Genomic DNA, 24,578 nt, shown 5'->3' on the forward strand with positions numbered 1-24,578 from the left:
CATGACTCGGAGACTGGCGGAAGTGGCCAAGCGGGTGGGCGTCAGCGAGGCGACGGTGAGCCGGGTGCTGAACGGCAAGCCGGGGGTGTCGGACAGCACCCGGCAGGCGGTGCTGACGGCACTTGACGTGCTGGGTTACGAGCGGCCCACGCAACTGCGGGGGGTGCGGGCGCGGTTGGTCGGCCTGGTGCTGCCCGAGTTGCAGAACCCGATCTTCCCCGCGCTGGCCGAGGTCGCCGGCGGCGCGCTGGTCCAGCTCGGCTTCACCCCGGTGCTCTGCACGCGCACCGCGGGCGGCCTCACCGAGGCGGAGTACGTCACGATGCTCCTGGACCAGCAGGTCTCCGGCGTCATCTTCTGCGGCGGACTGAGCACCGACGAGTACGGCACGCTGCTCCAGCGCGGCGTACCCGTCGTGCTGCTCAACGCAGCCGTCGACTACGCCGCCGTCCAGGCGGGGCAGTTCGCCGACCGGTCGGCCGCGGCCGCGCCGGAGCAGGGCGTCTGGGACCCGGGCCGCACCCCGGGCCGGCTCGCCGGGCGCCGGCCCGACCAGCGGAGCTTCCGCACCCCGGGTTTTCCCCAGGTGTCGACCGATGACGTGGCCGCGGTCCAGCAGGCCTACGCCCACCTGACCTCACTGGGCCACACCCGCATCGGCCTCATGGTCGGCCCCGCCGACCACACCCCCTCCCGCCGCAAAGCCGCCGCCTTCACCACCCTCGCCCGCCACACCACCACCGGCACCACCACCACCGGCACCAGCACCGCGACCGGCACGGGAACCAGCACCCACCCCATCGGCCACGCCCTCTTCTCCTTCGAAGGCGGCCAAGCCGTCGCCACCGAACTCCTCACCACCGGCATCACCGCCCTCATCTGCGGCAGCGACATCCTCGCCCTCGGCGCCATCCGAGCCGCACGCCGCCAAGGACTCACCGTCCCCCACGACCTGTCCGTCGTCGGCTACGACGACTCCGCCTTCATGAACTACACCGACCCACCCCTCACCACCCTGCGCCAACCCATCGAAGCCATGTCCCGCGCCGCCGTCACCCTCCTCGCCAACCAGATCCACGGCACCAACCCCACCCCCAAAGAACTCCTCCACGAACCCGAACTCGTCGTCCGACACTCCACCGCACCCGCCCGCTCCCGCACCGCGCAGCCCCCCGTGGGCCTGCGCGCCGTCGGCGCCGACCGACCTGCCGGCTGAACCGACCGTGCCGCGGCGGCCGAAAACCCGGCGACGGGGACGGCCGTCCCCGGGATAGTGGTCGCCCATGGATGAGGTCGAAGTCGTCGTCGCCCATGCCGAGCGCGCGACCCTGCGCCTCGGCGACGTGTTCCTGAAGGTGGACGCCGACCAGGCGCGCATCGACGTCGAGGTCGAGGCGATGGCCCTGGCGCCGGTCCCGACCCCGCAGGTCCTGTGGCGCAGGCCGCCCGTGCTGGCGATCGCCGCGGTCCCGGGGACGGCGCTCGGCCGTCTCGGCGAGCCGTCGACCGCGTCGGCGGCGGCGTGGGCCGCGGCGGGCGCCGCCGTCCGGACACTGCACGAGGCGCCGTTGCCGTCCCGGACGGGCCAAGCCGGCCGGGGCCTGGACGAGTTGGCGGCGGATCTCGACGGCGAGTGCGCCCGGCTCGTGGACCACGGCGTCCTGCCCGCCGACCTGGTCGCCCGCAACCGCCGGGTCGCCGAGGCCGCGCTCCGGCCGTGGACGCCGGTGTTCACGCACGGCGACCTGCAGATCACCCACGTGTTCGTCGGCGCGGAGGACGAGGTCACCGGCATCATCGACTGGTCCGAGGCGGGCCGGGGCGACGCCCTGTTCGACCTCGCGGTCCTGACCCTCGGACACGAGGAGCGCCTCGGGGAGGTCGTCTCCGGCTACGGGGACGGTGTCGACCCCGACGTGATCCGCGGGTGGTGGTCGCTGCGGAGCCTGCTGGTGGTCCGCTGGCTGGCCGAGCACGGCTTCGACCCGTTCGCCCCGGGGTGTGAGGTCGACGTGCTGAGATCCCGGATGTGAGGCCGCGCCGGCCGTCTCCCGGCGAGCGTCGAGGCGCCCCGGCGTCGACAACTCTGTAGACCTTCACTAAGGTATGCCTTCGCTAAGTGACGTCGTGCAGAGAGAAGAGCCGGGCACATGTGGGACGACGCGTTTCCGAGCTTTCTGATCGGCCTCAGGGAAGGGCTCGAGGCGGGACTCGTCGTCTCCATCCTGGTCGCCACCCTGGTCCGCGCCGACGCCAGGTCGCGGCTGCCGCAGGTGTGGACGGGCGTCCTGGCGGCCGTCGCGGTCTCCATGAGCTTCGGCGCGGTGCTCACCTTCACCGCCGCCAACCTCTCCGCCACCGCGCAGGAGTCGTTCAGCGGCACGCTGAGCGTGATCGCGGTGGCCTTCGTGACCGCGATGGTCTTCTGGATGCGGCGCTCGGCGCGGAGCATGTCGGGCGAGATCAAGCAGAAGGTCACCGCCGCCCTCGCCATGGGCGGCGGGATGCTCGTGCTGACCTCCTTCCTCGCGGTCGGCCGCGAGGGCCTGGAGACCGCGCTGTTCCTGTGGACGACGGGACGCGCCGCGGGGGAGTCCTCAGGACCGCTGATCGGCGCCGCCGTCGGCCTGGTGCTCGCGGCGGCCCTGTGCTGGGGCCTGTACCGCCGGGTCCTGCGGATCAACCTGACGCGCTTCTTCACCGTCACCGGCATCGTGCTCATCGTCATCGCGGCAGGCGTCCTCGGCTACGGCCTGCGCGACCTCCAGGAAGGTGGCACCTTCCCCGGCAGGACCGCGTACGCCTTCGACCTGGGCGCGCACGTCGACGCCGGCTCCTGGTACGCGGCGCTGCTGCAGGGCGTGCTCAACCTGACCCCGGCCATGACCTGGCTGCAGGTCGCCGCGTACGGCTGCTACCTCGCCGTCGTCATGACGCTCTTCGTCCGCGGCGTCCGCGGTCCCGCCGCCACCGCGCCGAAGGCCGCGCCGCAGACCGCGGCGACGACCGCGGCGCACGAGGGGGCGCCAGACGCCGCGCGCCGCCGAGCCTGGCAGCGCCCCGGCTGGGTCCTGCCGGCCGCGGCGGTCGCGGTGCCCGCGCTCACAGCCGGCCTGGTCGTCGCCTTCAGCGGCGGCAAGCCCGCCGGCGCGCAGACCGTCGCCGTCTCCGAGACCGACTGCGGCAAGGGGTTCACCGCGCCCGCGCCCGGCCGCAGGACCTTCCAGATGCACAACACGGGCGGCAAGGCGTCCGAGGTGTACCTGATCGACCCGGCCACCAACGCCGTCTACGGCGAGATCGAGGGCCTGGCCCCCGGCACCACCCGGGACCTGGTCGCCAGCGTCGGCGACGGCACGTACGCCTGGCGCTGCGTGCCCACCGGCGGCAAGGCGGTCACCTCCGCGCCCGTACGGGTCAGCGGCGGTGGCGCCACCCGGGCGGTGCTGCCGCTCGCCGCGTCCGAACTGGAGCCGCCGCTCGCCGCCTACCGCTCCTACGTCGACCGGGGCCTGGGCACCCTCCAGGGGCAGACCGCCCGGCTGCGCTCCGACCTGGACAGGGGCGACCTGGCCGCGGCCCGCACCGACTGGCTCACCGCCCACCTGACCTACTCCTCGCTGGGGGCCGCCTACGGCACCTTCGCCGACTTCGACAGCCGGATCGACGGCCGCGCGGACGGCCTGCCCGGCGGCGTGCGCGACCCGGGCTTCACCGGCTTCCACCGGATCGAGTACGGCCTGTGGCACGGCGGGTCCGCGGCCGCCCTGCGGCCCTGGGCCGACCGGCTGGCACGCGACGTGACCGGACTGCGCAAGGCGTTCCCCACCCAGGACTTCGACCCCTCGGACCTGCCGCTGCGCAGCCACGAGATCCTCGAGAACACCCTCCAGTTCGAGCTGACCGGCGACACCGACGAGGGCAGCGGCAGCAACCTGGCCACCGCGCAGGCCAACCTCGCCGGCACCCGCGAACTGCTCACCGTGCTGCGCCCGCTGATCGACCGGCGCGCGCCGCGGCAACTGGCCGCGATCGACGCCGACGCCGCCCGCCTGGGACGCCTGCTGGACGGCGCGCACAGGGGCGCCGCCTGGACGCCGGTCGGCGCCCTCGGCGCGACCGACAGGGCCAGGATCGACGGCGCCGCGGGACAACTGCTGGAGGACCTCGCGCCGATCCCCGACCTGCTCGAGATCCGGAAGTCCGCCTGATGAGCACCCGCGACCAGGCCCCGTACCCCCGCACACCCGCCGCACCGCAGCACACCGAAGGGACCCCGCCCATGCCCGCCGACCTCCCCCGCGCCGAAGACCCCCGCAGCGCGCAGGGCAGTTGCCCGATGGGCCACGGCCGCAGGTCGTTCGTGAAGAGCGCCCTCGGGGCGGGCGCCGGCGCGGCCGCACTGGCCGGCGGCGGCTTCGCCCTCACCAGCGCGGCCGGCGGCGGCGCGGCGCAGGCGTCGGACAGCGCGGCGCCCGGACAGGCCCCGGCGGTGCGCTTCCACGGCGCGCACCAGGCGGGCGTCACGACCGCGCCTCCCGCCGCCGCGACCTTCGTCTCCTTCGACGTCATCGCCGACACCAGGGCCGAACTCGCCGACCTGTTCAAGACCCTGACCGAGCGGGTCCGGTTCCTCACCGCCGGCGGCGCCCCCGTCGACCTCGGCGTCGGCGCCCCGCCGTCAGACAACGGCATCCTCGGCCCGGTCGTGCCCGCCGACGCGCTGACGGTGACGGTCGGCGTCGGGGCCTCGCTCTTCGACGACCGGTACGGACTGGCCGCCGCCAAGCCGCGGCGCCTCGCGCCGATGCGCACCTTCCCCAACGACAACCTGCGGGCGCCCGAGTGCCACGGCGACCTGAGCCTGCAGATCTGCGCCGGCAGCACCGACACCGTGCTGCACGCGCTGCGCGACATCGCCCGGCACACCCGCGGCGGCATGCAGATCAAGTGGCGGATCGACGGCTTCCAGAACGCCCCGCGGCCCATCGGAGCGCAGCGCAACCTGCTCGGCTTCAAGGACGGGATCGTCAACCCCGACGTCGGCTCGGGCCGCGAGATGGACCGCCTGGTGTGGGTCACCGACGCGCTCGGCGAGCCGGCCTGGGCCACCGGCGGCAGCTACCAGGTGATCAGGATCATCCGGATGCTGGTGGAGTTCTGGGACCGGGTCTCGCTGACCGAGCAGGAGAAGATGTTCGGCCGCCGCAAGGACACCGGCGCCCCGCTGGACGGCGCGGCGGAGACCGACGCGCCGGACTACGCCAGGGACCCGCACGGCGAGGCGATCCCGCTGGACGCGCACATCCGGCTGGCCAACCCGCGCACCGCCAGGACCGACGACTCCCGCATCCTGCGCCGCGGCTACAACTACGACCGCGGCGTCGACGCGGTCGGCAACCTCGACCTCGGCCTGGTCTTCTGCTGCTACCAGCAGGACGTGGTACGGCAGTTCGAGGCCACCCAGACCCGCCTGATCGACGAACCGCTGGTCGACTACATCTCCCCGACCGGCGGCGGCTACTTCTTCACCCTGCCCGGCGTGCGCGACGCCGCGGACCACTACGGCCGGGGCCTGCTGGCGGCGGTGTGAGGCGGGCGCCCGGCGCGATGACGCAGCCGCGGGGCGGTCTCCTCCCCCTGGAGCCGGCGGCGGCCGGCGGGCGTCCAGCCGACGAGCCGGCGCAGCGCGGTGTGCCGGGGCGTGCCGGGCGCTCCGCGGCGGCGCACCATCGCGTCGACGGCGCGAAGCGGTTCCAGACGGCCGGCGCTTCGTTCACGGCCGCGGCGTCGGCCGTCCGGCTGACGCCCGCTCACGAGGCACCGTGGTGCGGCGGGCGGCCCGGACGGTATGTTCGGCGCGCCGAGGGCAGGGGGACGCACATGGCCGGGGTACCACCGCGGGTCGAGATCGCGCGGGCGGGCGAGGAACACGTGGAGCAGATCGCCCGGCTCGCCGAGTCACGGAGTCTGACCGGGCCGGACGGCGCCCGCAGGCGGGTGGCGGGCGGCTTTCTGGTCTCGGCGTACGCGGAGGCCGACTACCGCGCCCGGGTGGAGACCGCCGAGCACTTCTATGTCGCGGTCAAGGGCGGGCGGGTGTCGGCGTTCCTGATGGCCTACAGCTCCGACCGGGTCGAGCCGGACGAATGGCTGAACCGCCGGATCAAGACGGCGCTCGGCAGCTTCCTGGTGGTCAAGCAGATCTGTGTGGCCCGGGAGGAGGCGCGGACCGGGTTGGCCTCGATGCTCTACTACCACGTCCTCGATCAGTGGGACGAGAGTCCTGTGATCGCCGCCGTGGTCAACGAGCCCCCCAACGACGCGTCCGCGCGCTTCCACCGCAAGCTCGGCTTCCAGCAGCTGACCCGGCTGACCCCGCCCGACGGGATGCCCCGGGTGGTGTGGGTGTGGCGCAAACCGCGCGAGCCGATTCTGCATGCCCAGTACCAGGTCGCGGTGGACCTCTACAAGCACGAGGACAACCTCAACTGGCAGAAGCTGAACAACTTCTTCTACATCACCGCGGGCCTCGCCGCGGCCACCGCCTTCTTCCTCGGCAAGGAGGGCGCGGGCGGCACCCTGGGCAAGGGGCTGTCGATCATCGTCGCGATCATCGGCGTCGGGGTGTCGCTCGGCTTCTCACTGATGCTGCGCTTCGGCCGCCAGTACCTGCTGGCGCGCAAGGAGGCGGTGATCGAGCTCGAGGAGTACATGGCCTGGCACGGCGGCGAGCGGATAGTGAACCGCCGCACCGAAGACCCCGGCTCCGCCTATCTCAAGGTCTCGCCGACCGGCGCGATCATGGTCCTCCTGCCCGTGCTGGTGGCGGTGTGCTGGCTCGCCGTGCTCGGGGTGCTGATCGCCGACTGAGCGGCCGCACGTCTACCGGACGGCTTCCCGCAGCCGGCGAGGAGATCGCGGCCGTCGCCTGGTGGGATCTCCGGGAAGCCCTGCCCGGATACGTCCAGCCGCTGGACGCCCGTCTCGCCGCGCTCACCCGATAGCGCGGTGGGTCCAGCTCGCGCGGTGCGTCCGGCTCGCGCGGTGGAGGACGAGGCGGCCGGCACGTAGGAGTCCGGGGCTGGTCCCGGTTCGACCAGGCCGGCGCCCGCCCCCGCAGAAGCGGCGAATCCGTTCCCACGGGTGGCGCGGCCCTTGTATGTTGGAGCCCGATCGGGACGGCATTCGCCTGGGGGGGCCATGAACGAGTCGCGTCGGGATTTCGTCAAAGCGGAGTTACCCACCGGCGAGACGATCTGGGTGAGGGTGGCGGTCCCGCGGGGCGGCGACGGCAGCGGTCTCGCCCGGGACACCGGTGGCCTCACCGACCGGCTCCGGCGCCGCGCGGACCCGGACGCCCCCGTTCCGCTGACCGGATTCACCGAGGCCATCCACGGCATCGCCCGTAGCGTGCACCGGGGGCTGCAGTCCATCGCTCCGGACACCGTCGAGATCGAATTCGGATTGGACGTCGAGTTCGCCTCCGGGGAACTGGTCAGCATGCTCGCCGACGTGCACGCGACGTCGTCCATCCGGGTCACCATCGGCTGGGAGCACCACTCCTCCACCACGGGAACGACAGCGGGCGACACCGTCCCCGCAGACGCCGAGGGCCCGGCGGACGCCGTCGGAGCGAGCGATGGCGGCGTCAGCGCCGGCGGCTCCGACGGGAGGGCGGATGACCTCTAGCGCGCCAGGTTCCCTCGGGGACGACGTGCAGGCCCGCGCGATGGCAGCGAGCGTCCCCCTGATGACCGACGAGGAGGACGCATACGGGCAGTTGCTCGGCTCGGGATTCTTCGTCGCGCCCGGCAAGGTGCTGACCTGCGCGCACGTGGTGGGGGGCCTGGAGCGGCTGCGGGTCCGGGTCGGGGACCGAAGTCTGCCGGCGACCGTGATCACCGCGTCGCAGCCGGGCCGCGACGCCTCCGGCGGTGACCCGCCGTGGCCCCTGCCCGACCTGGCGTTGCTGGACGTGCCGGCCGCGGGCGACGTGCAGGTCGCCTGGCTGGACACCGCTCCCGGCCCTCGTACCTGGGACACGGGAAAGCTCATGAGCTGCGGATTCGACATGAAGGGTATCTCCACCGTCCCCACGGTCGGTTCGCGCGCCTACACCGGAGGCGGCATCCGGCAGGCCCCGGACGGTCGGCTGGAGGTCGTGGAACTCGCAGGGGAGAGCGTGCCGTTGTACCGCTCCGGCAGCATGGTGTGGGATCCGGACACCGGCCGGGTCGTTGCCGTGCTCAAGGCCGCGAGAGCCGAGGACGACGGGCTCGGCGGCTATGCGATCCCTCTGGTCACGTGGTTGTCGCGGGCGCTCGAACCCGAGGTCTACGAAGCGCTGATGTCCGCGCACGACCGTTTCCACGCCAGGGACCGGGCCTGGCCCGCCGCCGCGGGCCGGGGAGGGGTCCAGGCCGAATGGGCCGGTGAGGTGCGCGCACGGCCCCTGCTGGAAGCAGCGCTGCTCGGCCTGATCGCGGACGTGCGGTCCCAGATCCCGCCGGGGGAGATCGACGACGTGGTGGGCCCGCTGCTCCGTGTGTACGTGCAGCCGGGCGCGCAGGTGCCTCTGCGGAGGGCGGCCCAGCTGCTGGCCGGTCTGGTGTCGCCGTCGGCGACGTATCTCCACGACGCGCTGCGGTTGGTGGAGGAGTTGTCCGTGGCCTTCGGAGACCGGCTCGGCGCCGACTGGGTCCGCTCGGCCGCCCAGTGGGCGGAGAGGTGTGCCGACGAACTGGGGCAGACCACCCTCCTGCGGGCGTACCGCCACCAGCGGGAGCGACGGACGGTCACCGCCCCGGACCGTGCAGACCCGGTGCTGCGCGTCCACGTGCAGCCGGATCTGCGCCCGCGGCGCGGGTGGGAGTTGAGCATCAGGCTGCACTACCCCGACGGCCAGGTGACCCCGGTTCTGGTGAGCGAGAAGCCCTTGCAGACCGCCGCGCTGTGGCGGCTGCTGCGCGAGGAGTTGCAGCGGTTCATCGCCGGGCTGCGCGGCACCGAGACCGTCCTGCTCGACCTGATCCTGCCGATGGACCTGCAGGATCTGCCCGTGCACGCGTGGCCGACCACGGAGAACCGGGAGTCGATACCCATCGGGCACCGGCTTCCCGTGGTGGTCCGTGCGCAGGAGCGCTGGCAGCAGCCGGACTACCAGCGGAGCAGGGCCGCGCTGCGGACCCGGTGGCAGCGCAGCGCGCACCGGCCGGACCTGCCCATCCACTGGGTGATGTGCGAGGACGCCGGACCAGCCTGGCTGCTGCAGACCGGCGCGGACGGCGAGGACCTGGAGCGGGAAGGAGCGAGGTACGACATGCTGGGCGTCACCAATCCGCCTGGGGCGCGCTTCCGGCGCACCGACAGGTTGATCCGCGCGGGCGTCACCCTGGGTCTTCCGGCGCTGATCTGGCCTACGGGGGGATGCGGAGTGGACCACGACAGTCCGCACGCGGCGGGCAGCAGATGCTCGGGGCAGAACTTCCGTGAGCAGTTCCACGACGTGCTCGGCGCCGCTCCGCTGGCCGAACTTCCACGGCGCATGATGGCGTTGCGCCGCAGCGGCACCGCCCCGGTGGCCGACCGGGTGGTGCTGTTCTGGGACGACCCCGCGCAGGCGTGCGATGACGGCGAGCTCCACGAACCGACGGCCCCGAGGAGCTGAGGCGGCGTGGCCGACTGGTGGATCTTCAGGGGTGACGGCGAGCCGCACGACGGCGTCGCCCGGTTACCCGCGCCCCTGCACTCCCGGCTCTTCGACGGCGGACCTCCGATCGAGCCGCAGTTCGGCACCGCGCGGGCGACCGAGCAGCACCTGGGCTCGCCCACCCAGGGGCAGGCACTGCTGCTGTCCGCCAAGGACATCGACTTGATCAACGCGGCGATCTACTGGCGCCGTCCGCTGCTTGTCTCCGGCAGTCCGGGCACGGGCAAGTCGACCATCGCGCACGCCGTCGCGCACGAGTTGCGGCTCGGCTCGGTGCTGCACTGGCCGGTCACCAGCCGCTCCACTGTGCAGGACGGCCTCTACACGTACGACGCGCTGGCGAGGCTGGAGGACGCCAACCTGCTGCGTGCCCATGGAGGCGGTGGCGGTGGGGCGGATGCCGCGGACCCCCCGGGTGGTGGCCCTGCGACGCCCGGCACGGACATCGGCCGCTACATCCGGCTCGGCCCGCTGGGCACCGCCCTTCTGCCGCACGAGCGCCCGCGGGTCCTGCTGATCGACGAGTTCGACAAGGGCGACTCGGATCTCCCCAACGACCTGCTGCACGTCTTCGAGAACGGCGAGTTCGCCCTGCCGGAGCTGCTGCGGCTGCGCCAGTCGCGGCCGCGCACCGACGTAGGAGTGACCGGCGGGGACGAACCGGTGACGGTCCAGGACGGCCGTGTGCGATGCCGGGCCTTCCCCATCGTCGTGATCACCGACAACGCCGAGCACGACTACCCGGCCGCGTTCCTGCGGCGCTGCGTTCGGTTGCGGCTGGAGGAGCCCTCCCGTGAGCGGCTTGCCGGGATCGTCGCGGCTCATCTGGGCCCGGCGGTGGCAAGGCAGAGCGATGACCTGATCGACGCGTTCCTCGACAGCCGGCAGGACGGCACGGTGGCGACGGATCAGTTGCTGGGGGCCGTGTACCTGGCCAGTGCGGCCCGGCTGGGGGTCGAGGACCGCAGGGAACTCGCACAGTCGATCCTTGCCCCCCTCGATCCGGGCCCGTGAGCGGGGGTCCGTCGGGGCGTCTGGAGCGGTTGCTTGACGCACTGGCCCCGCTGGAGCTGACCGAGCAGGAGATCGCGGAGGCGCTGTGGCTCGCCTCGCATGTGCGGGGCCTGGGCCAGGAGGAACCGCCCCCGATCGCCGCGCCCGCCGGGGACACGACCGCACCCGCCCTCCCGCCGTCCGCGGCCCTCCCGCGGACGGCGCGCACCCCGCGCAGGCCGCAGGACGGCCGCGACCGGGTGCCGGTCTTCACCGCTCGCGGCCGGGCGCCGGGGGACCGCTCGCGCACCGCGGACGTGCCGTCCGGAACGGTGCCGGTCCCGCTGCCGCCGAGTGCTGTCGCCCGGGACGTGACGAGGGCGCTGCGGTCGCTGCGGCGCCCGCTCGCGGCGCCGCGGGCGAACGCGGGCCTGGACGAGGCGCGTACCGTCGAGGCGGCGGCCAGGACCGGCATCCTGTGGCCGGTGCCGCTGCCTGCGCGGTCGCGCCGCATGGACGTCGAAGTGGTCACCGACACCTCGGTCTCGATGGAGATGTGGACAGGTCTCGACGCGGACCTGCGGGCCGGCCTGCGGGGGAGCGACGCGGTCGGCCGCGTCCGGGCCTGGTGGCTGGAGTCCCGCGACGGTCTTCCGCTCCTGCGGGCCCGCGGCAGCGTGGGGCGGGGACCGCGTCCACTGCGCCGGATAGGCGACTCCTCGGGACGGTCGGTCGTGCTGGTGGTGACCGACGGGGTGTCCCGGCTGTGGCGCGACGCCGGAACCGCCGCGCTGCTGGATCTGGCCGGCCGCTGCCCGGTGGCCGTGGTCGAGCCGTTGCCGAGTCGCATGTGGCGGCGTACCGCCCTGGGCCCGCGGTCCGAGGAGGTGGCAGCGGTGCCGGCCCTGGCCGGGGGGATGCGATTACGCACCACGGCCGCCGGCAGGGCGGGGCCGGCCGTCCCGGTGCTCGAGCCCGAACGGGGGCCCCTGGCAGAGTGGGCCGCCCTAGCCGCGGGCGCGTCCCGGACGGCGGAGATGATCGTGCTCACCGCGCCGCCGCGCCGGGCGGTGGAGTTGGTCGACGACTCCCGGGAGCCTCAGCTGACGGGACGTCAGCGCGTGCAGCGATTCCGGGCGACGGCGAGCATGACGGCCTGTGATGTGGCGGTGGCCCTGTCCGTGGTGCCGCTGAGCATGCCCGTGATGCAGGCGGCCGTGTCGGTGACCGTGCCCGGGGCCCGGCCGGCCCACCTGGCCGAGGTGATCACGGGCGGACTGATGCACCTGGACGCGGCCGGGCGCGCTCGTGGAGCGGCCCCGTCGTTCCAGTGGATGCCGGGCGTGCGTGAGGAGCTGGGCCGGCTGGTCACCCGCGGACACGAACCGGAGATGGTCGCGGCGCTGTCCTCGTACCTGGATCGCAACCTCGGCATCCAGACCGGCTCGCGGCAGTTCGAGGCGATCATCGCGCTGCCGGGTCCCGGCTCCGGCAACTCCGTGACCGAAGGTCAGCCGTTCGCGTACATTCTGCCGGAAACCACCAGGAGGATCCTGGACCGGCTGCCCGGCTACGATACCGTCCGCTCCGGAAGTCGGCAGCAGGCAGAGATCATCTTCCGTGATCGCGCTCTGGACCTCGCCCGCCGGGTCGAAGCAGGTGATCGGGGAGCGGAGATCGACGAGGCCATCCGGAACCTGCGGCAGGCCGGCGGAGGATTCGCCCCGGACGGTCCGCGGAGCTGGGAGACCGTCAGCGCGCTGGCAAAGCTGCTGCTGCTGCGTTTTCAGGCCACCCGCCCCGAGGCCGGCGGCGGGGTCGCGGCACTGGACGACCTCGACGAGGCGGTCTTCCTCCTGCGGGAGGCGACCACCGCCGAGATCACGTCCGGCGAGCGGCTCGCGGAGGGCCTGAGCCTGCTGGGCGAGTGCCTCACGGCCCGTTACGAGGTGACCGCGTCGCCGGAGTATCTGGACGACGCGGTCCGCACCTTCCGTGCGGCGCTGACCGCGGGCGATGCGGCGGACGGAGCGCGGGCCCGGCGGCAGACGGCCCTCGCCGGGGTGCTGCTCCGGCACTACGAACTGTCCGGCAGCAGCCTGTCGGTCTTCGAGGCCGTCGATCTCCTCGCCGCGGTGCTGGACCGCGGGGAACTCGGTGAAAGCGAGAGGTTCGAGGCCGAGCTGACACTGGCGCGCAGCCTCGACCTGCTCAGCCGCGACACCCGGACGCCGGAGGACCTCGACGAGGCGGACCGCCAGTGGGTCACGGTGGCCGGCCGGGCCGGGGCCGCCTCTCCGCGGACCCGCGACACCGTTCGTACCGCACTGGCCGCCCGGATCACGTTTCTGCGGCGGACCGGGCGATCGGCGCGTACCGGACCCCTCATCTCGGCACTGGAAGGGCTCGGACCGCGGGAGGGCGAGGGTGACGGATGACGCGACATCACCAGGCCCGGGATTCCGGGTCTCGTGGGTGGGGTAATTGGACTATTCGGGCCATAGGCGTTGGGCCGGTAAACGGCTGTTCCGCACAGGGTCACGCCAGGTTGCGGCGCGGAGACAGCCACCAGTCTGGGAGGGACGCTCAGTGGAACGCACCATCGAACGCGCGGCCGGGCGCGCCGCGCACGGGTCGGGCGCGGCCGAGGCCGCTGTGGACCGTGTCGGGCGAGCGCGGGGGGACGACTCGGGGGACCGCAGACCTGGCGCCGTGCGGAAGGCGACCCGGGCGGCGGAGATCGCACTGCTCGAAGGGCGCGACGAGGCGCCGACGGCGCTCGGCCACGCCCTGCGCCGGCTCCGCGCCGAGCAGGCCGGTGGCCCCGCCCGCGTCGTCACCTGGGCTTCCTGCCTGGTCAGCCCGCCCCCTGGGCTGGAGCCGTGACCCGGTCCGCCGCCGGGGGAGCCGGAGCGTCCGGAGCGGCGCAGGCGCCGGCCGCTCCGTCGTCGTACGGTCTGCGGCAGTTCGTCCTGAAGATCCACGGCCGCTGCAACCTGGCCTGCGACTACTGCTACGTGTACGAGGCCGCCGACCAGAGCTGGCGGACCAAGCCGGCGGCGATGAGCCCCCGTGTCGTGGCGCAGGCCGCGGCGCGGATCGGCAGCTACGTGCGGCGGACCCGGCCGCCCTGGGTGGAAGTCGTCCTGCACGGGGGCGAGCCGCTCCTCGCGGGCATCGACACCATTGCCCGGGCGGTCACGGGCGTACGCGACGAGGTCGGCGACAGCACCACGGTGCGATTCGTCCTGCAGACCAACGGAGTGCTTCTGACCGGCCCGGTACTGGACGAACTGGACCGCCTCGGTGTGATGGTGGCGGTCAGTATCGACGGTGAGGCGGCGGACAACGACCGGCACCGGGTGTTCCGTGACGGCAGGGGGAGCCACGAGGCGGCGGCGGCCGGTCTGCGCCGGCTGACCTCACCGGCCTACCGGCATCTGTTCGTCGGGCTGCTGTGCGTGGTGGACCTGGCAGCTGATCCGCTCCGCACGCTGGCGGCGCTGGAGTCGTGGCGCCCGCCGACCGTCGATTTCCTGCTCCCGCACAGGACGTGGGCCGATCCGCCGCCGCAGGACGCACGCTTCGGGGCGTGGCTGGCCACCGTCTTCGACGCGTGGTTCCCGCGCAATCCGCGCGACATGTCCATTCGGGTCTTCGACGAGATCATCGCCGTGGCATTGGGCGCGCGAACCGGCACCGCGTCCATCGGGGCAGGCCCGGTGGAATACGTCACGGTGGAAACCGACGGTACGATCGAGTCCGACGACACGATGAAGGTGGCATTCCCCGGAGCGCCGCGCACCGGACTCGACATCGCGGTGAACGACTTCGCCGACTTCCTCGCGTCGCCCGGGATACGTGCCCGCCGCCCGGGAGTTGCGGGACTATGCTCGCAGTGCCGTTCGTGCGCAGTGGTTGACGTGTGCGGCGGCGGCGCCTACGCGCACCGGCACCGCCCGGGATTCGGATTCGCCAATCCCTCTGCTTATTGCGCAGATCTGTTCCATCTCATAAGCCACATCCGCAACACGATATTGGATGAGCTCGCATACTGAGCACCAGCAGCCGAAGAGGAATTCGTGAGTAATGTGCCTGACGAGCCGTCGGCGAGTCCGCACGCCGTCCTCATCGTCCACTGCGAGGCGGACGAGCCGTGGGCCTCGTGGATCGCTGAGACCCTTGAAGACCACGGGCTGTCGGCCCGCCTGTTCTCCTGGACCGCGGTGGGTTCGGATCTCGCCGGTGCGGTGGCCCAGGGGCTGGCCGCATCCGACCGGTGTGCGGTGATCCTCAGCCAGGCGTTCCTGACGCTCACCGCGTACTCGGCCTCCGAATGGCGGGCCGCCCTGGAGGACAGCGAGCACCTTCTGCATCGCCTCGTACCGGTGGTGGTGGACCGGGCCTCGATCCCGGAGCTGCTGCCCGTCTCGCTGCGGGAGAAGATCGTCGACCTGTCCGAGGTCGGCGAGCAGGCCGCCCTGGGGCGGGTCGTCCCGGCGTTCACCGGGAAGGCCCCGCGGCGCACTGTCGCCGCCCGCACCGCGTGGGGTCGGGCCAGGACCCGTTTCCCCGCGGACGAGCCGGCTGTCTGGAGTCCGTGGATCCCCAAGCGCAACTTTCTCTTCACCGGGCGGGAGCGTGAACTGCAGCGGCTGCGCGACCAGTTGTGGTCAGCCCCGGCCGGCGCGGGCACGGTCGCGCTGACCGGTCTCGGCGGCGTCGGAAAGTCCCAGATCGCGCTGGAGTACGCCTACCGGTTCCAGAGCGAGTACGAAGCGGTCTGGTTCATCCGCGCCACCAGGTCCGCCCAGGCGCGGCAGGACCTGCTGGCGCTCAGCGGGGAGCTGGGGTTCCCCACCGGCGAGGCGCTCCACTCCGACCTGGAGGTGGCGCGCGAGGCGCTGCGCAAGGACGCCGCGGGCCGGCGCTGGCTGATCATCGTGGACGACGCCCGATCCCCGGACTCCGTCGAGGCCGTGCTCCCGAGGTTCCACGGCCGCACCGGGCATGTGATCATCACCTCCACCGACGAGAACTGGGCCGGGACGGCAGCGACGCAGGGAATCGAGCCGATGGACGGCGCCACCAGCCTGCGCTACCTCCAGGCCCGGCTGCAGCACCCGGACGAGGAACTGGAGACGCTGGCCGAGTTCTGCGCCGGCCTGCCGGCCGCGATGGAGGTCGCGGCAGCGCATCTGCGCGAGTCCCCGCAGGCCATCGAGACCTACCTGCGCCGGGTACGGGAGAACACGCTGGCTCCGTTCGGCTACCGCCCCACCGGATACCCGCAGCCGCTCGACCGTACCTTCGTGGCCGCACTCGACGACGTGACCGCCGCCTCCCCGGCGGCCGGTGAACTGCTCAAGCTGCTGTCGCTGATGGCCAGCACCCCGCTGCCGGTACGCCTGTTCGGCAGCCTGCCCCGACTCGGCGCGGACCTGCCCAGTCCACACCTGGCCAGCCTGCCGGGGATGCTGGACAACGCGAGCACCGAACGGGAGATCGTCAACATCATCCGCAGCCACTCGCTGGCCCGGGTGGGGCTCAGCGAGGACGAACCCACCATCGAGATGCACCGGGTGCCGCAGCGCGTGATCGAGCACTGCATCCCGGAACCGCAGCTGACGGTCTACCGCCATCTGATCCACCTGATGCTCCGCGACCGTGACATCATCGCGGCCCGTACCGCCGCCGACTGGCACGTGATGCTGGACATCTGGCGCAACCTGGAGAGCTCACAGGCCTGGTCGTGCCTGCGCTGCGCGCAGGACCAGTCCACTCGCTCGCTGATGCTGCACGTCATCCGCGCGTTGATGATCTGGGGCGAGTCCGCGCACAGCGAGCACGCCGCCCGCGCGCTGCTGGACACCTGGACACCGGTGCTCGGCGAGAAGCACACCGATGTCCACGAGGCCACCCTCGAACTGGCCAACTGCCTGCGCAACCAGGGACGGGCTCGGGAGTCGCTCGAACTCGACCGCCGCCTGTCGGACCAGATCGGCGCCTTGCGAGAGGCCCGTCCGGAGACGCGGGTGCGCGTCGGCCTGAACCTGGGCGGCGACCTGCGTCGTCTCGGCCGCTTCGCCGACGCCCGTGAAGTGGACGAACGCACACGGGACCTGGCGGTGGACACCTTCGGCCCGGCCGACCGGCTGTCGCTGATGGCCAGGAACAACGCGGCGCTCTCCAGCCTGCTGCTGTGGGAGCCACGGCAGGCGCTGGAGCAGGACGAGGCGCTGTGGCGGGACCAGCGGCGGGTGCGGGGGGACGCAGACCGGGCCACGGTGTCCACCCTCGTCCGGATGGCGCGCGCGCACCAGGACCTCGGCGAGTACCGGCAGGCCGTCGAGATGCAGGAGCAGACGCTCCAGCGCTCCCGCAGGCTCTTCGGCCAGGACAGCGTCATCGCGCTCTTCGCCACCGTGCACCTGGCCTCCGCCCAGCGCGTCGTCGGGGACTTCACCGCGGCGTGGCGGAGCATGCAGACGGTCGTCGAGCCGATGCGCCGGGTGCTGGGCGCGGAACATCCCGACCGCATCATGGCACTGGCCGAGCTGACCTCGGCGCTGCGGTGCCTGCGCCGTTACGAGGAGGCACAGGAGACCGGTGAACGCTCGGTCGCGATGTCCGTCGCCGTCAACGGCGAGCACCACCCGGCCACCGCCATCTGCCGGAACAAGCTCGGCCTGGTCCATCTGGCGCGGGCGGACGGATTCGCCGCCTTCCCGCTGTTCGACGCGGCGGCGACCACCCTGGAAGCGGCTCTGCCCGAAGACCACCCGCATACGCTGGTGGCCCGGATCAACCGCGCGTCCGCCCGCTGGCAGAACCAGGAGCTCACGCTCGCCGACGAGGAGGAGCAGCGGCTCCAGGGACCGGTCCTGCGAAGCCTGGGCGCCAATCACCCCTGGGCCCTGGCCTGGGCGGCCAACCGTGTGACGACCCTGGACGCACTCGACCTCCCGGCTCAGCGGATGAGGGCCAACGCCCAGTGGCGGGAGACGGTGGACGCGTACGCCCGCACCCTGGGCAGGCAGCACCCGGACGCGCAGGTGGCCGAAGCCCGCAAGGACCGGGTCTTGGTCGACGTGGACGTGCCGCCCATGTGAGCCGGGGGAGGCCGAACCGGGGCGCCGGAACCACCCCGCCGCTGCGACAGGTCCTAACCGAAGGTGTTGCAGGAGGCCGTCCGGCCGGAGCGGTAGCCGGTGGTGAACCACTGCTGGCGCTGCGCGGCCGAGCCGTGGGTCCAGGTGTCCGGGGTGACCTTGCCCTGGTACTTCTGCTGGATGCGGTCGTCGCCGACCGCGGCGGCGGCGTCCAGCCCGTCGTTGACGTCCGCCTGCGTGAGGTCGCTGATCAGCGGCTTCCCGCTGCCGGGGTCGGGGGTGGTGGTGGCGTGGTGGGCCCACACCCCGGCGTAGCAGTCGGCCTGGAGCTCCAGTTTGACCGAGCCGCTGTCCTGGCCCTGGCCGCCGCCGCGCGCGATGGTGCCGCTGAGGTCCTGGATGTGGTGTCCGTACTCGTGCGCGACGACGTAGGCCTGCGCGAAGGTGCCGCCCTTCGCGCCGAACTCGGTGCGCAGCTCGTCGAAGAAGCCGAGGTCCAGATAGACCTTGTCGTCCGCGGAGCAGTAGAAGGGCCCGACCTCGGAGGTGGCGTTCCCGCAGCCGGTGTTCACGCTGCCGGTGAAGAGGAAGGTGGGGGCCTGGGTGTAGGACTTGCCGGCCGCCTTCTCGGTCTGCTCCCAGAAGGCCTGGACGCTGTCGACCACGGCCACGATCCGGCAGTCCTCCTTGCTGTTGGCGTCCGCGCCGGTCCTGCACTCCGAGGCCAGGTTCGATGCGCCGGTCCCGCCCGAAGCGGCGCCGGTGGCTGTGCCGTTGCCGGAGCCGCCCGAGCCGAGCAGGCCCGGGTTCACCCCGAACACCACCGAGGCGATCACCACCAGCAGTCCGATCACCCCGCCGCCGACGGTCCTGCCGCCACCGGGGATGCCGCCCAGCGCGCCGCCCCGGTTGTCCTGCACCTCGGAGGTGTCCAGGGCGGCGTCATCGTCGAATTCCACTCGCTGCACTCTCCCTCGAACCGGGCGCGGGCCGCCTCGCCCTCCTGTCCGTCCCGCCTACCCCTTCGGGAGCCCGCCATGACGGGTGCGCCGGGGATTTCCCGGGGGAGTGCGGCGCTCACCGCACCGGGTCGCCGACCGGGCCCGCCACCCCTGAGGCGTTGACGCAGTGCAGCGGTACCGCCGCCGCCTCCGGGCCGCCGCCGGTCCAGCCGGACACGGTGAACTCGACCGTCTCACCCGGCAGAAGCGTCACCAGACCCCGGTCGGTGCGCGCGTCGGGGTGCAGCCGGTCGGCCTGGAGCAGCAGGTCCCGTACGAGGGTGTGCGCGGTGACCGTGATCCGGGCGCCGTCGGCGTCCGGGGTGACCTGGGTGGTCATCTCGGCGACCGGGTAGGCGAACGCGTGGTCGGGGACCGCGAAGTGCACGGCGCGCAGCCCGTCCGCGTCGGCGACGAGGAACTCGCGCCGCGGGTCCCCTGGGGTCACCACGTGGTCGGGCAGGTCGAGGAGCGCGACGGACCGGGCCGCCGCCCGCACCGGCAGGAGGTGCTCCGCGACGAGGCCGCCGTAGGCGTCGAGCCGGCGGACCCGGGCCTGGCAGCTCCACGGCTCGCCGCTCTGGTTGACGGCGGCCAGGACCAGGCGGCCGCCGCGGTCCTGCAGCGTCAGCAGCCGGTCCGCGTAGAGGCGTTTGAGCTCGTGGTAGAGCGGCTTCTCGCGTCCGTCGCCGTCGACGGCCGCCCAGGAGGTGACGGGCCAGCAGTCGTTGAGCTGCCACAGGATCGTGCCGGCGCAGCGCGGCCAGTGCGAGCGCCAGTGCTCCACTCCGGTGGCGACGGCGCGGGCCTGGTTGAGCTGGGTGAGGTAGTGCCAGGTGTCGAAGCCGGTGGGCGGCGCGAAGTGGTGGGCGAGCCCGCGGTCGAGCTTGCCGTTGCCGTCCTCGGCCTTCTGGTGGTGGAGCATGCCGGGGGACTCGGGGGCCAGCGGGCTGTCGCTGAGCGCGCGCCGCAGCGTGGCGTACGCTGGCGGGGCCTGCCAGCCGAACTCGGCGACGAACCGGGGAACGTCCTTGAGGTACCCGGTGTAGTCCTCGCGGTTCCACACCTCCCAGGAGTGGGCCGTGCCGTGGCCGGGGTCGTTCGGGTGGTGGTCCCACGAGCCGGACCAGGGGCTGCCCGCCCAGTAGGGCCTGGTCGGGTCGGTCTGCGCGACGACACGGGGCAGCAGGTCGAGGTAGTACGCCTCGCCCCACGACGCGCCGGCGAGCGCCGGCTCCCAGTCCCAGTCCCTGAAGCCCCACAGGTTCTCGTTGTTGCCGTTCCAGAGCACCAGCGACGGGTGCGGCATCAGCCTGACGACGTTCTCACGCGCCTCGGACTCGATCTCGGAGCGCAGCGGCTCGTCCTCGGGGTAGGCCGCGCAGGCGAACAGGAAGTCCTGCCACACCATCAGCCCGAGTTCGTCGCAGGTCTCGTAGAAGTCCTCGCTCTCGTAGAGGCCGCCGCCCCAGACCCGTACCAGGTCCACTCCGGCCGCGGCCGCCTGCTCCAGCCGGCGCCGGTAGCGCCGCCGTGTGACCCGGGAGGGGAAGACGTCCTCCGGGATCCAGTTCACCCCCCTGGCGAACAGCGGCGTCCCGTTCACCACCAGCGTGAACGCGCTGCCGTGCTCGTCCTCCCCGGTGTCGAGCCGGACCGTGCGGAAGCCGACCGCGCGCTCCCAGGTGTCCAGCGGCTCGGCTCCGTCCGCGCCGGCGAGCGCGACCGTGCAGGGGTGGCGGTGCTGCTCGCCGTATCCGCGCGGCCACCACAGCGCGACGCCGGGCACCTCGGCCCGCAGGGTCACGGTGTCGGCGCCGGGGGGCAGTTCGGCGTGCACGCGGGTGCCGGCGACGTCGAGGCCGACGCGCAGGGTGCGGCCGGCCCCGCTCGCGGCCCGCTCCACGGTGACGTGGGCGGAAACGATTCCGGTGCCGTCGTCGAGGACCGTGACCTCCGGGCGCACCTCGGCGAGCCGGGCCGTGGACCACTGTTCGAGTCGCGGCTGCCGCCACAGGCCCGCGGTCACCAGCGTCGGCCCCCAGTCCCAGCCGAACGCGCAGGCCATCTTGCGGATGAACGGGAAGGGCTCGGCGTACGGCCCCGGCCGCTCGCCGAGCAGCCCGCGGACCCGCTCGGCCTCCTCGTACGCCGAGGTGAAGGCCACCGTCAGCGGCGCCGGGCCGGCGCCCAGCGCCTCGGTCACGTCGAAGCGGTACGACCGGTGCATGTTGCGGGTGCGCCCCAGCACGCCGCCGCCGAGGCGGACCTCGGCGACGGTGTCCAGCCCGTCGAAGACCAGGTCGGTGCGCTCGTGTCCGGCGGCGGCGGGAAGCTCCGTGTGGTAGTCCCAGTCCGCCCGGCCCACCCACGCCACGTCCACCTCGTTGCGGTCCACGAAGGGGTCGGCGATCACGCCCGCGGTCAGCAGGTCGGTGTGCACGCAGCCGGGCACGGTCGCGGCGACGGGGAGGCCCACCAGGGCGTCCGGCGCCTGCGGGGGGCGGTGGCGTGAGGTGTTCAGGCGCAGGGTCCAGCCGCGGGTGAGCGGCGTGCTGACCTTCATGCGGTCTCCTTGGGCCCGAAAGGGCTCGGCAGTAGAGGGACGACCACGGTGATCGCCCGGCGGGGGGCGCTACTTGGTCGCACCGGAGGCGAATCCGTTGTAGATGAAGCGCTGCAGTGCCAGGAAGACGGCGAGGCTGGGGAGGATCACCAGTGCGGCGCCGGCGGAGATGACCTCCCAGTGGGCGCCGTACGGGCCCTTGAAGCGGAACAGCGAGGTCGAGACGGTGCCGAGGCTGTCGTCCGGCATGTAGAGGAAGGGGATGTAGAAGTCGTTGTAGATGGCGACGCCCTTGATGATCACGACGGTCGCGATGGCCGGCTTGAGCAGCGGCACGATGATGCGCCAGTAGATGGTGAAGGAGTTCGCGCCGTCCAGTCTCGCCGCCTCGTCGAGCGAGACCGGAATGGACCGGATGAACTGCAGGAAGATGTAGATGGACACGATGTCGGTGCCCATGTACAGCATGACCGGCGCCCAACGGGTGTCCATCACGCCCAGGCTGTTGACGATCTGGTAGGTGGCGACCTGCGTGGTCACGCCCGGCACCAGCGAGGCGATCAGGAACAGCGCCAACACGAGCTTCCTGAAACGGAAGTGGAAGCGGTCGATCGCGTAGGCGGTCATCGATCCGATCAGCACGGTGCCGAGCACGGAGAACACCAGGATGAACGAGGTGTTCTCCAGGGCGCGCAGCATGTGGCCGTCGGTGAACGCGACCGCGTAGTTGTGGAGGTTGAACCAGTGGTGCGGCGCGGCGAGCGCTCCGCCGTCGGCCATCTCCCTGCTGGTGCGCAGCGAGGTGAGCAGCACCGCGGCCAGCGGGACCAGCACGACCGCGCCGGCCAGCACGAGCGAGAGGTACTTCAGGAACACGGCGACACGGCCGCGGACCGGCGTCGGCCGGACGAGGGAGCGCGGCACCCGTGAGACGGCCGGCCCGTCGAGCACGGTCATGACTGCTCCACCCTCTCGTCGGGGAACAGCAGGCGCTGCACCCAGGTCACCAGCAGCACGATGAGCAGCAGCACCACGGCGGCGGCGGACGCGAGCCCGGTCTTGTTGAAGTCGAAGGCGAGCTTGATCGTCTGGATGACGAAGGTCTCGCTGTTGTTGGAGCCGCCGGTCATGATGAACGGGATCTCGAACACCGACAGCGAGCCGGAGATCGCGAGGATCACGCTGAGGCTGATGATCGGCCGGATACTGGGTGCGATGACATGGCGGAACTGCTGCCAGCGGCTCGCGCCGTCCAGCGCCGCCGCCTCGTACAACTGCGGCGGAACGGACTGGATGGCGCCGATGAACAGCACCATGTTCAGGCCCATGAAGCGCCAGACCGACACGCCCGCGAGCGAGGTGTTGACCAGGTGCGGGTTGCCCAGCCACAGGTGCGGCCCCGCGCCGAACCAGTGCAGCACGGTGTCCAGGGTGCCGCCGGGCTGGAAGAAGTACAGGAACACGAAGCCGACCGCGACCCCGTTGATCAGGTACGGGAAGAACAGCAGGCCCTTGAACAGGTTCCGCAGCCGGGTGTCGAAGCTGAGGACGGTGGCGAAGTACAGGGCCGCGCCGATCTGCACGACGGACGCCCCGAGGTAGAACAGGCTGACCCAGAACACCTGGAAGAGCTGGGGACGGGTGAACAGGTCGGTGTAGTTGGCGAACCCGACGTAGTCGCGGCTGGGGCTGATGCCGTCCCAGTCGGTGAAGCTGTAGGAGACCATGTCCACCACCGGCAGCAGGGTGAAGGTCACCAGCAGCGCGAGCGGGACGAGCAGGTACAGCCAGGGGGTGACCCACCAGGTGCCTCCCTTGCGCCGCAGGGCCGGGGCGGGAGGAGTGCGGCCCGCGGTCCGTGGTGCGCTCATCGGGCGCCCTGGGCGTCGGACCACTTCTTGTCGAGGTCCTCGAAGACGCCGTCCTTGTCACCGCCGGCCGCGCCGCGGGCGACGTCCACGATGTGCTGCGGGTAGTCCTGGTTGTTGATGCCGATCTCGGAGGCCTTGTCGATCTCGTCCACCTCGGCGGTCCTGTCGTTGGTGAGGTGGATGAACCTCACCCCGGCGTCCTGGAAGGGCTTGAGGTCGGCGGGCAGCGCGGTGCCCTTCACCGAGGAGATCGACAGCGCGGCCTGGGCGTCGCCTGACCTGTTGATGTACCAGTCGAGCCAGGCGCGCGCGGCGGGCTTGTTGCCGGAGTGCACGTTGACCGCGTACTGGTAGTCCGGTCGCACCACCGAGCAGAAGTGGCCGTCCTTCTGCGCGGGGAAGGGCATGAAGCCGATGTCGTCGGGGTTCTGCCCGGCCTTCTTCGCGGCGTCCCGCATCTGGACCACGGCCCAGGAGCCGAGCCACATCGTGGCGACCTTGCCGGTGCCCAACAGCGCCTTGGAGCCCTCCCAGTTGGTGGTGTTCGGGTCGGCCTCGGACAGCTTGTCGTGCACGGTGTCGTACAGCAGCGAGTCGACGACGTTGAGGTCCTGTCCGGGAGCCCAGGGCTCCTTCGTGTCGGCGAGCTTGTCGCTGGCGGCCGGGTCGCAGCTCGGCGAGCCCAGGGCGTTGCCCCAGTTCGTCAGCGGCCAGCCGTCGTGGTAGTTCGTGTAGTACGGGGTCGCGCCGGTCCTGGCCTTGATCGCCTTCAGGTCGTCGATGAACTGCTGCGGTGTGGTGGGCCATTCGGTGACGCCGGCCTGCTTCCAGACCGCCTTGTTGTAGACGAAGCCGTTGGCCGTACCGATGTTGGCGATGCCGTAGACCTGGCCGCCGACGGTCGCGTGGTCGGTGAAGTCATACGTCTTCGACAGGTCCGCGGCCGGGCCGAGCGGTGCGAAGAACGTCGGATACTGCTGGAGCGGAACCGAGTTGGGGATCGACAGCACGTCGCCGTAGTTCTTGCTGTTGAGCCGGATCCTGACGTCGCCCTCGTAGTCGGTGAGGCCCTGGAACTTCACCTTCACCTGCGGGTAGATCGCGTTGAACGCCGCCGCGTAGCGCTTCAGCGTGCCGTCCTGCACCTGGTCGGTGCGGTTGGTGAGCACCGTGATCGTGCCCTTCACCGTCGACGGGTCGGTGGGAGCCTTCGCTGTTTCCGAGGACGGACCGCCGCTGCTTCCGCCGCAGGCGGCCAGGCCCAAGGCGAGCACGACTCCGGTGGCCGCAAACGCTGTTCTCCGCATGCCGATCCCACTCCCT

Annotated in this window: 17 protein-coding genes; 12 read left to right on the top strand and 5 right to left on the bottom strand. The window is 72.2% G+C overall.

The window, feature by feature from the left end:
* Position 1 precedes the first annotated feature (1 nt).
* The 12 genes from V2S66_RS13965 (at position 2) to fxsT (ending at position 17,817) form a co-directional block, all read left to right on the top strand.
* Positions 2-1,216, top strand: a complete 1,215-nt coding sequence (locus V2S66_RS13965; protein WP_330795178.1) for a LacI family DNA-binding transcriptional regulator — start codon at positions 2-4, stop codon at positions 1,214-1,216.
* A gap of 67 nt (positions 1,217-1,283) precedes the next feature.
* Positions 1,284-2,033, top strand: a complete 750-nt coding sequence (locus V2S66_RS13970; protein ID WP_330795180.1) for a phosphotransferase family protein — start codon at positions 1,284-1,286, stop codon at positions 2,031-2,033.
* A gap of 117 nt (positions 2,034-2,150) precedes the next feature.
* Entirely contained in the window at positions 2,151-4,211 is a 2,061-nt protein-coding gene (gene efeU, locus V2S66_RS13975) for an iron uptake transporter permease EfeU (protein WP_330795182.1), read from the top strand.
* Positions 4,212-4,282: 71 nt separating this feature from the next.
* Complete coding sequence (gene efeB / locus V2S66_RS13980; RefSeq protein ID WP_413966389.1) at positions 4,283-5,593, top strand: iron uptake transporter deferrochelatase/peroxidase subunit; 1,311 nt, start codon at positions 4,283-4,285, stop codon at positions 5,591-5,593.
* A gap of 290 nt (positions 5,594-5,883) precedes the next feature.
* Positions 5,884-6,873, top strand: a complete 990-nt coding sequence (locus V2S66_RS13985) for a GNAT family N-acetyltransferase (RefSeq protein WP_330795184.1) — start codon at positions 5,884-5,886, stop codon at positions 6,871-6,873.
* Positions 6,874-7,203: 330 nt separating this feature from the next.
* Positions 7,204-7,692 (top strand): CU044_2847 family protein, encoded by a 489-nt coding sequence (locus tag V2S66_RS13990; protein WP_330795185.1) that lies wholly within the window; start codon positions 7,204-7,206, stop codon positions 7,690-7,692.
* A gap of 61 nt (positions 7,693-7,753) precedes the next feature.
* Entirely contained in the window at positions 7,754-9,670 is a 1,917-nt protein-coding gene (locus tag V2S66_RS13995; RefSeq protein WP_330795187.1) for a VMAP-C domain-containing protein, read from the top strand.
* 6 nt (positions 9,671-9,676) lie between these two features.
* On the top strand, positions 9,677-10,726 hold the full coding sequence (locus V2S66_RS14000) for an AAA family ATPase (protein WP_330795189.1): 1,050 nt from the start codon (positions 9,677-9,679) through the stop codon (positions 10,724-10,726).
* Between the two features lie 29 nt (positions 10,727-10,755).
* Positions 10,756-13,143: an SAV_2336 N-terminal domain-related protein gene (locus V2S66_RS14005; RefSeq protein ID WP_330795191.1), complete on the top strand. Its 2,388-nt coding sequence runs from the start codon at positions 10,756-10,758 to the stop codon at positions 13,141-13,143.
* 274 nt (positions 13,144-13,417) lie between these two features.
* Positions 13,418-13,591: a hypothetical protein gene (locus tag V2S66_RS14010; protein ID WP_330795193.1), complete on the top strand. Its 174-nt coding sequence runs from the start codon at positions 13,418-13,420 to the stop codon at positions 13,589-13,591.
* A complete protein-coding gene (locus tag V2S66_RS14015) occupies positions 13,588-14,763 on the top strand; it encodes an FxsB family cyclophane-forming radical SAM/SPASM peptide maturase (protein ID WP_330795195.1) in 1,176 nt (391 codons plus the stop codon). The genes V2S66_RS14010 and V2S66_RS14015 overlap by 4 nt, the downstream gene beginning before the upstream one ends.
* 24 nt (positions 14,764-14,787) lie before the next feature.
* Positions 14,788-17,817: an FxSxx-COOH system tetratricopeptide repeat protein gene (gene fxsT / locus V2S66_RS14020; RefSeq protein ID WP_330795197.1), complete on the top strand. Its 3,030-nt coding sequence runs from the start codon at positions 14,788-14,790 to the stop codon at positions 17,815-17,817.
* Between the two features lie 53 nt (positions 17,818-17,870).
* On the opposite strand, the gene ypfJ is transcribed toward fxsT, so the two are convergent.
* The 5 genes from ypfJ to V2S66_RS14045 all read right to left on the bottom strand — a co-directional run bounded on the left by ypfJ (position 17,871) and on the right by V2S66_RS14045 (position 24,562).
* Complete coding sequence (ypfJ, locus tag V2S66_RS14025) at positions 17,871-18,776, bottom strand: KPN_02809 family neutral zinc metallopeptidase (protein WP_330795198.1); 906 nt, start codon at positions 18,774-18,776, stop codon at positions 17,871-17,873.
* 118 nt (positions 18,777-18,894) lie between these two features.
* Positions 18,895-21,384, bottom strand: a complete 2,490-nt coding sequence (locus tag V2S66_RS14030; RefSeq protein WP_330795200.1) for a glycoside hydrolase family 2 protein — start codon at positions 21,382-21,384, stop codon at positions 18,895-18,897.
* A gap of 69 nt (positions 21,385-21,453) precedes the next feature.
* Positions 21,454-22,341 carry a carbohydrate ABC transporter permease gene (locus tag V2S66_RS14035; protein WP_330795202.1) on the bottom strand — a complete coding sequence of 296 codons (888 nt, stop codon included), beginning with the start codon at positions 22,339-22,341 and terminating at the stop codon, positions 21,454-21,456.
* Entirely contained in the window at positions 22,338-23,255 is a 918-nt protein-coding gene (locus V2S66_RS14040) for a carbohydrate ABC transporter permease (protein WP_330795203.1), read from the bottom strand. The genes V2S66_RS14035 and V2S66_RS14040 overlap by 4 nt, the downstream gene beginning before the upstream one ends.
* Positions 23,252-24,562, bottom strand: coding sequence for an ABC transporter substrate-binding protein (locus tag V2S66_RS14045; protein ID WP_330795205.1), 1,311 nt, complete (start codon positions 24,560-24,562; stop codon positions 23,252-23,254). The genes V2S66_RS14040 and V2S66_RS14045 overlap by 4 nt, the downstream gene beginning before the upstream one ends.
* Between the last annotated feature and the right edge of the window lie 16 nt (positions 24,563-24,578).

The organism is Actinacidiphila polyblastidii (genome assembly GCF_036353415.1).
Lineage (GTDB): Bacteria > Actinomycetota > Actinomycetes > Streptomycetales > Streptomycetaceae > Actinacidiphila > Actinacidiphila polyblastidii.

Coding starts and splice junctions, on each gene's coding strand:
- V2S66_RS13965 (WP_330795178.1), top strand. CDS start 2: ATGACTCGGAGACTGGCGGAAGTGGCCAAGCGGGTGGGCGTCAGCGAG.
- V2S66_RS13970 (WP_330795180.1), top strand. CDS start 1,284: ATGGATGAGGTCGAAGTCGTCGTCGCCCATGCCGAGCGCGCGACCCTG.
- efeU (WP_330795182.1), top strand. CDS start 2,151: ATGTGGGACGACGCGTTTCCGAGCTTTCTGATCGGCCTCAGGGAAGGG.
- efeB (WP_413966389.1), top strand. CDS start 4,283: ATGCCCGCCGACCTCCCCCGCGCCGAAGACCCCCGCAGCGCGCAGGGC.
- V2S66_RS13985 (WP_330795184.1), top strand. CDS start 5,884: ATGGCCGGGGTACCACCGCGGGTCGAGATCGCGCGGGCGGGCGAGGAA.
- V2S66_RS13990 (WP_330795185.1), top strand. CDS start 7,204: ATGAACGAGTCGCGTCGGGATTTCGTCAAAGCGGAGTTACCCACCGGC.
- V2S66_RS13995 (WP_330795187.1), top strand. CDS start 7,754: ATGACCGACGAGGAGGACGCATACGGGCAGTTGCTCGGCTCGGGATTC.
- V2S66_RS14030 (WP_330795200.1), bottom strand. CDS start 21,384: ATGAAGGTCAGCACGCCGCTCACCCGCGGCTGGACCCTGCGCCTGAAC.
- V2S66_RS14035 (WP_330795202.1), bottom strand. CDS start 22,341: ATGACCGTGCTCGACGGGCCGGCCGTCTCACGGGTGCCGCGCTCCCTC.
- V2S66_RS14040 (WP_330795203.1), bottom strand. CDS start 23,255: ATGAGCGCACCACGGACCGCGGGCCGCACTCCTCCCGCCCCGGCCCTG.
- V2S66_RS14045 (WP_330795205.1), bottom strand. CDS start 24,562: ATGCGGAGAACAGCGTTTGCGGCCACCGGAGTCGTGCTCGCCTTGGGC.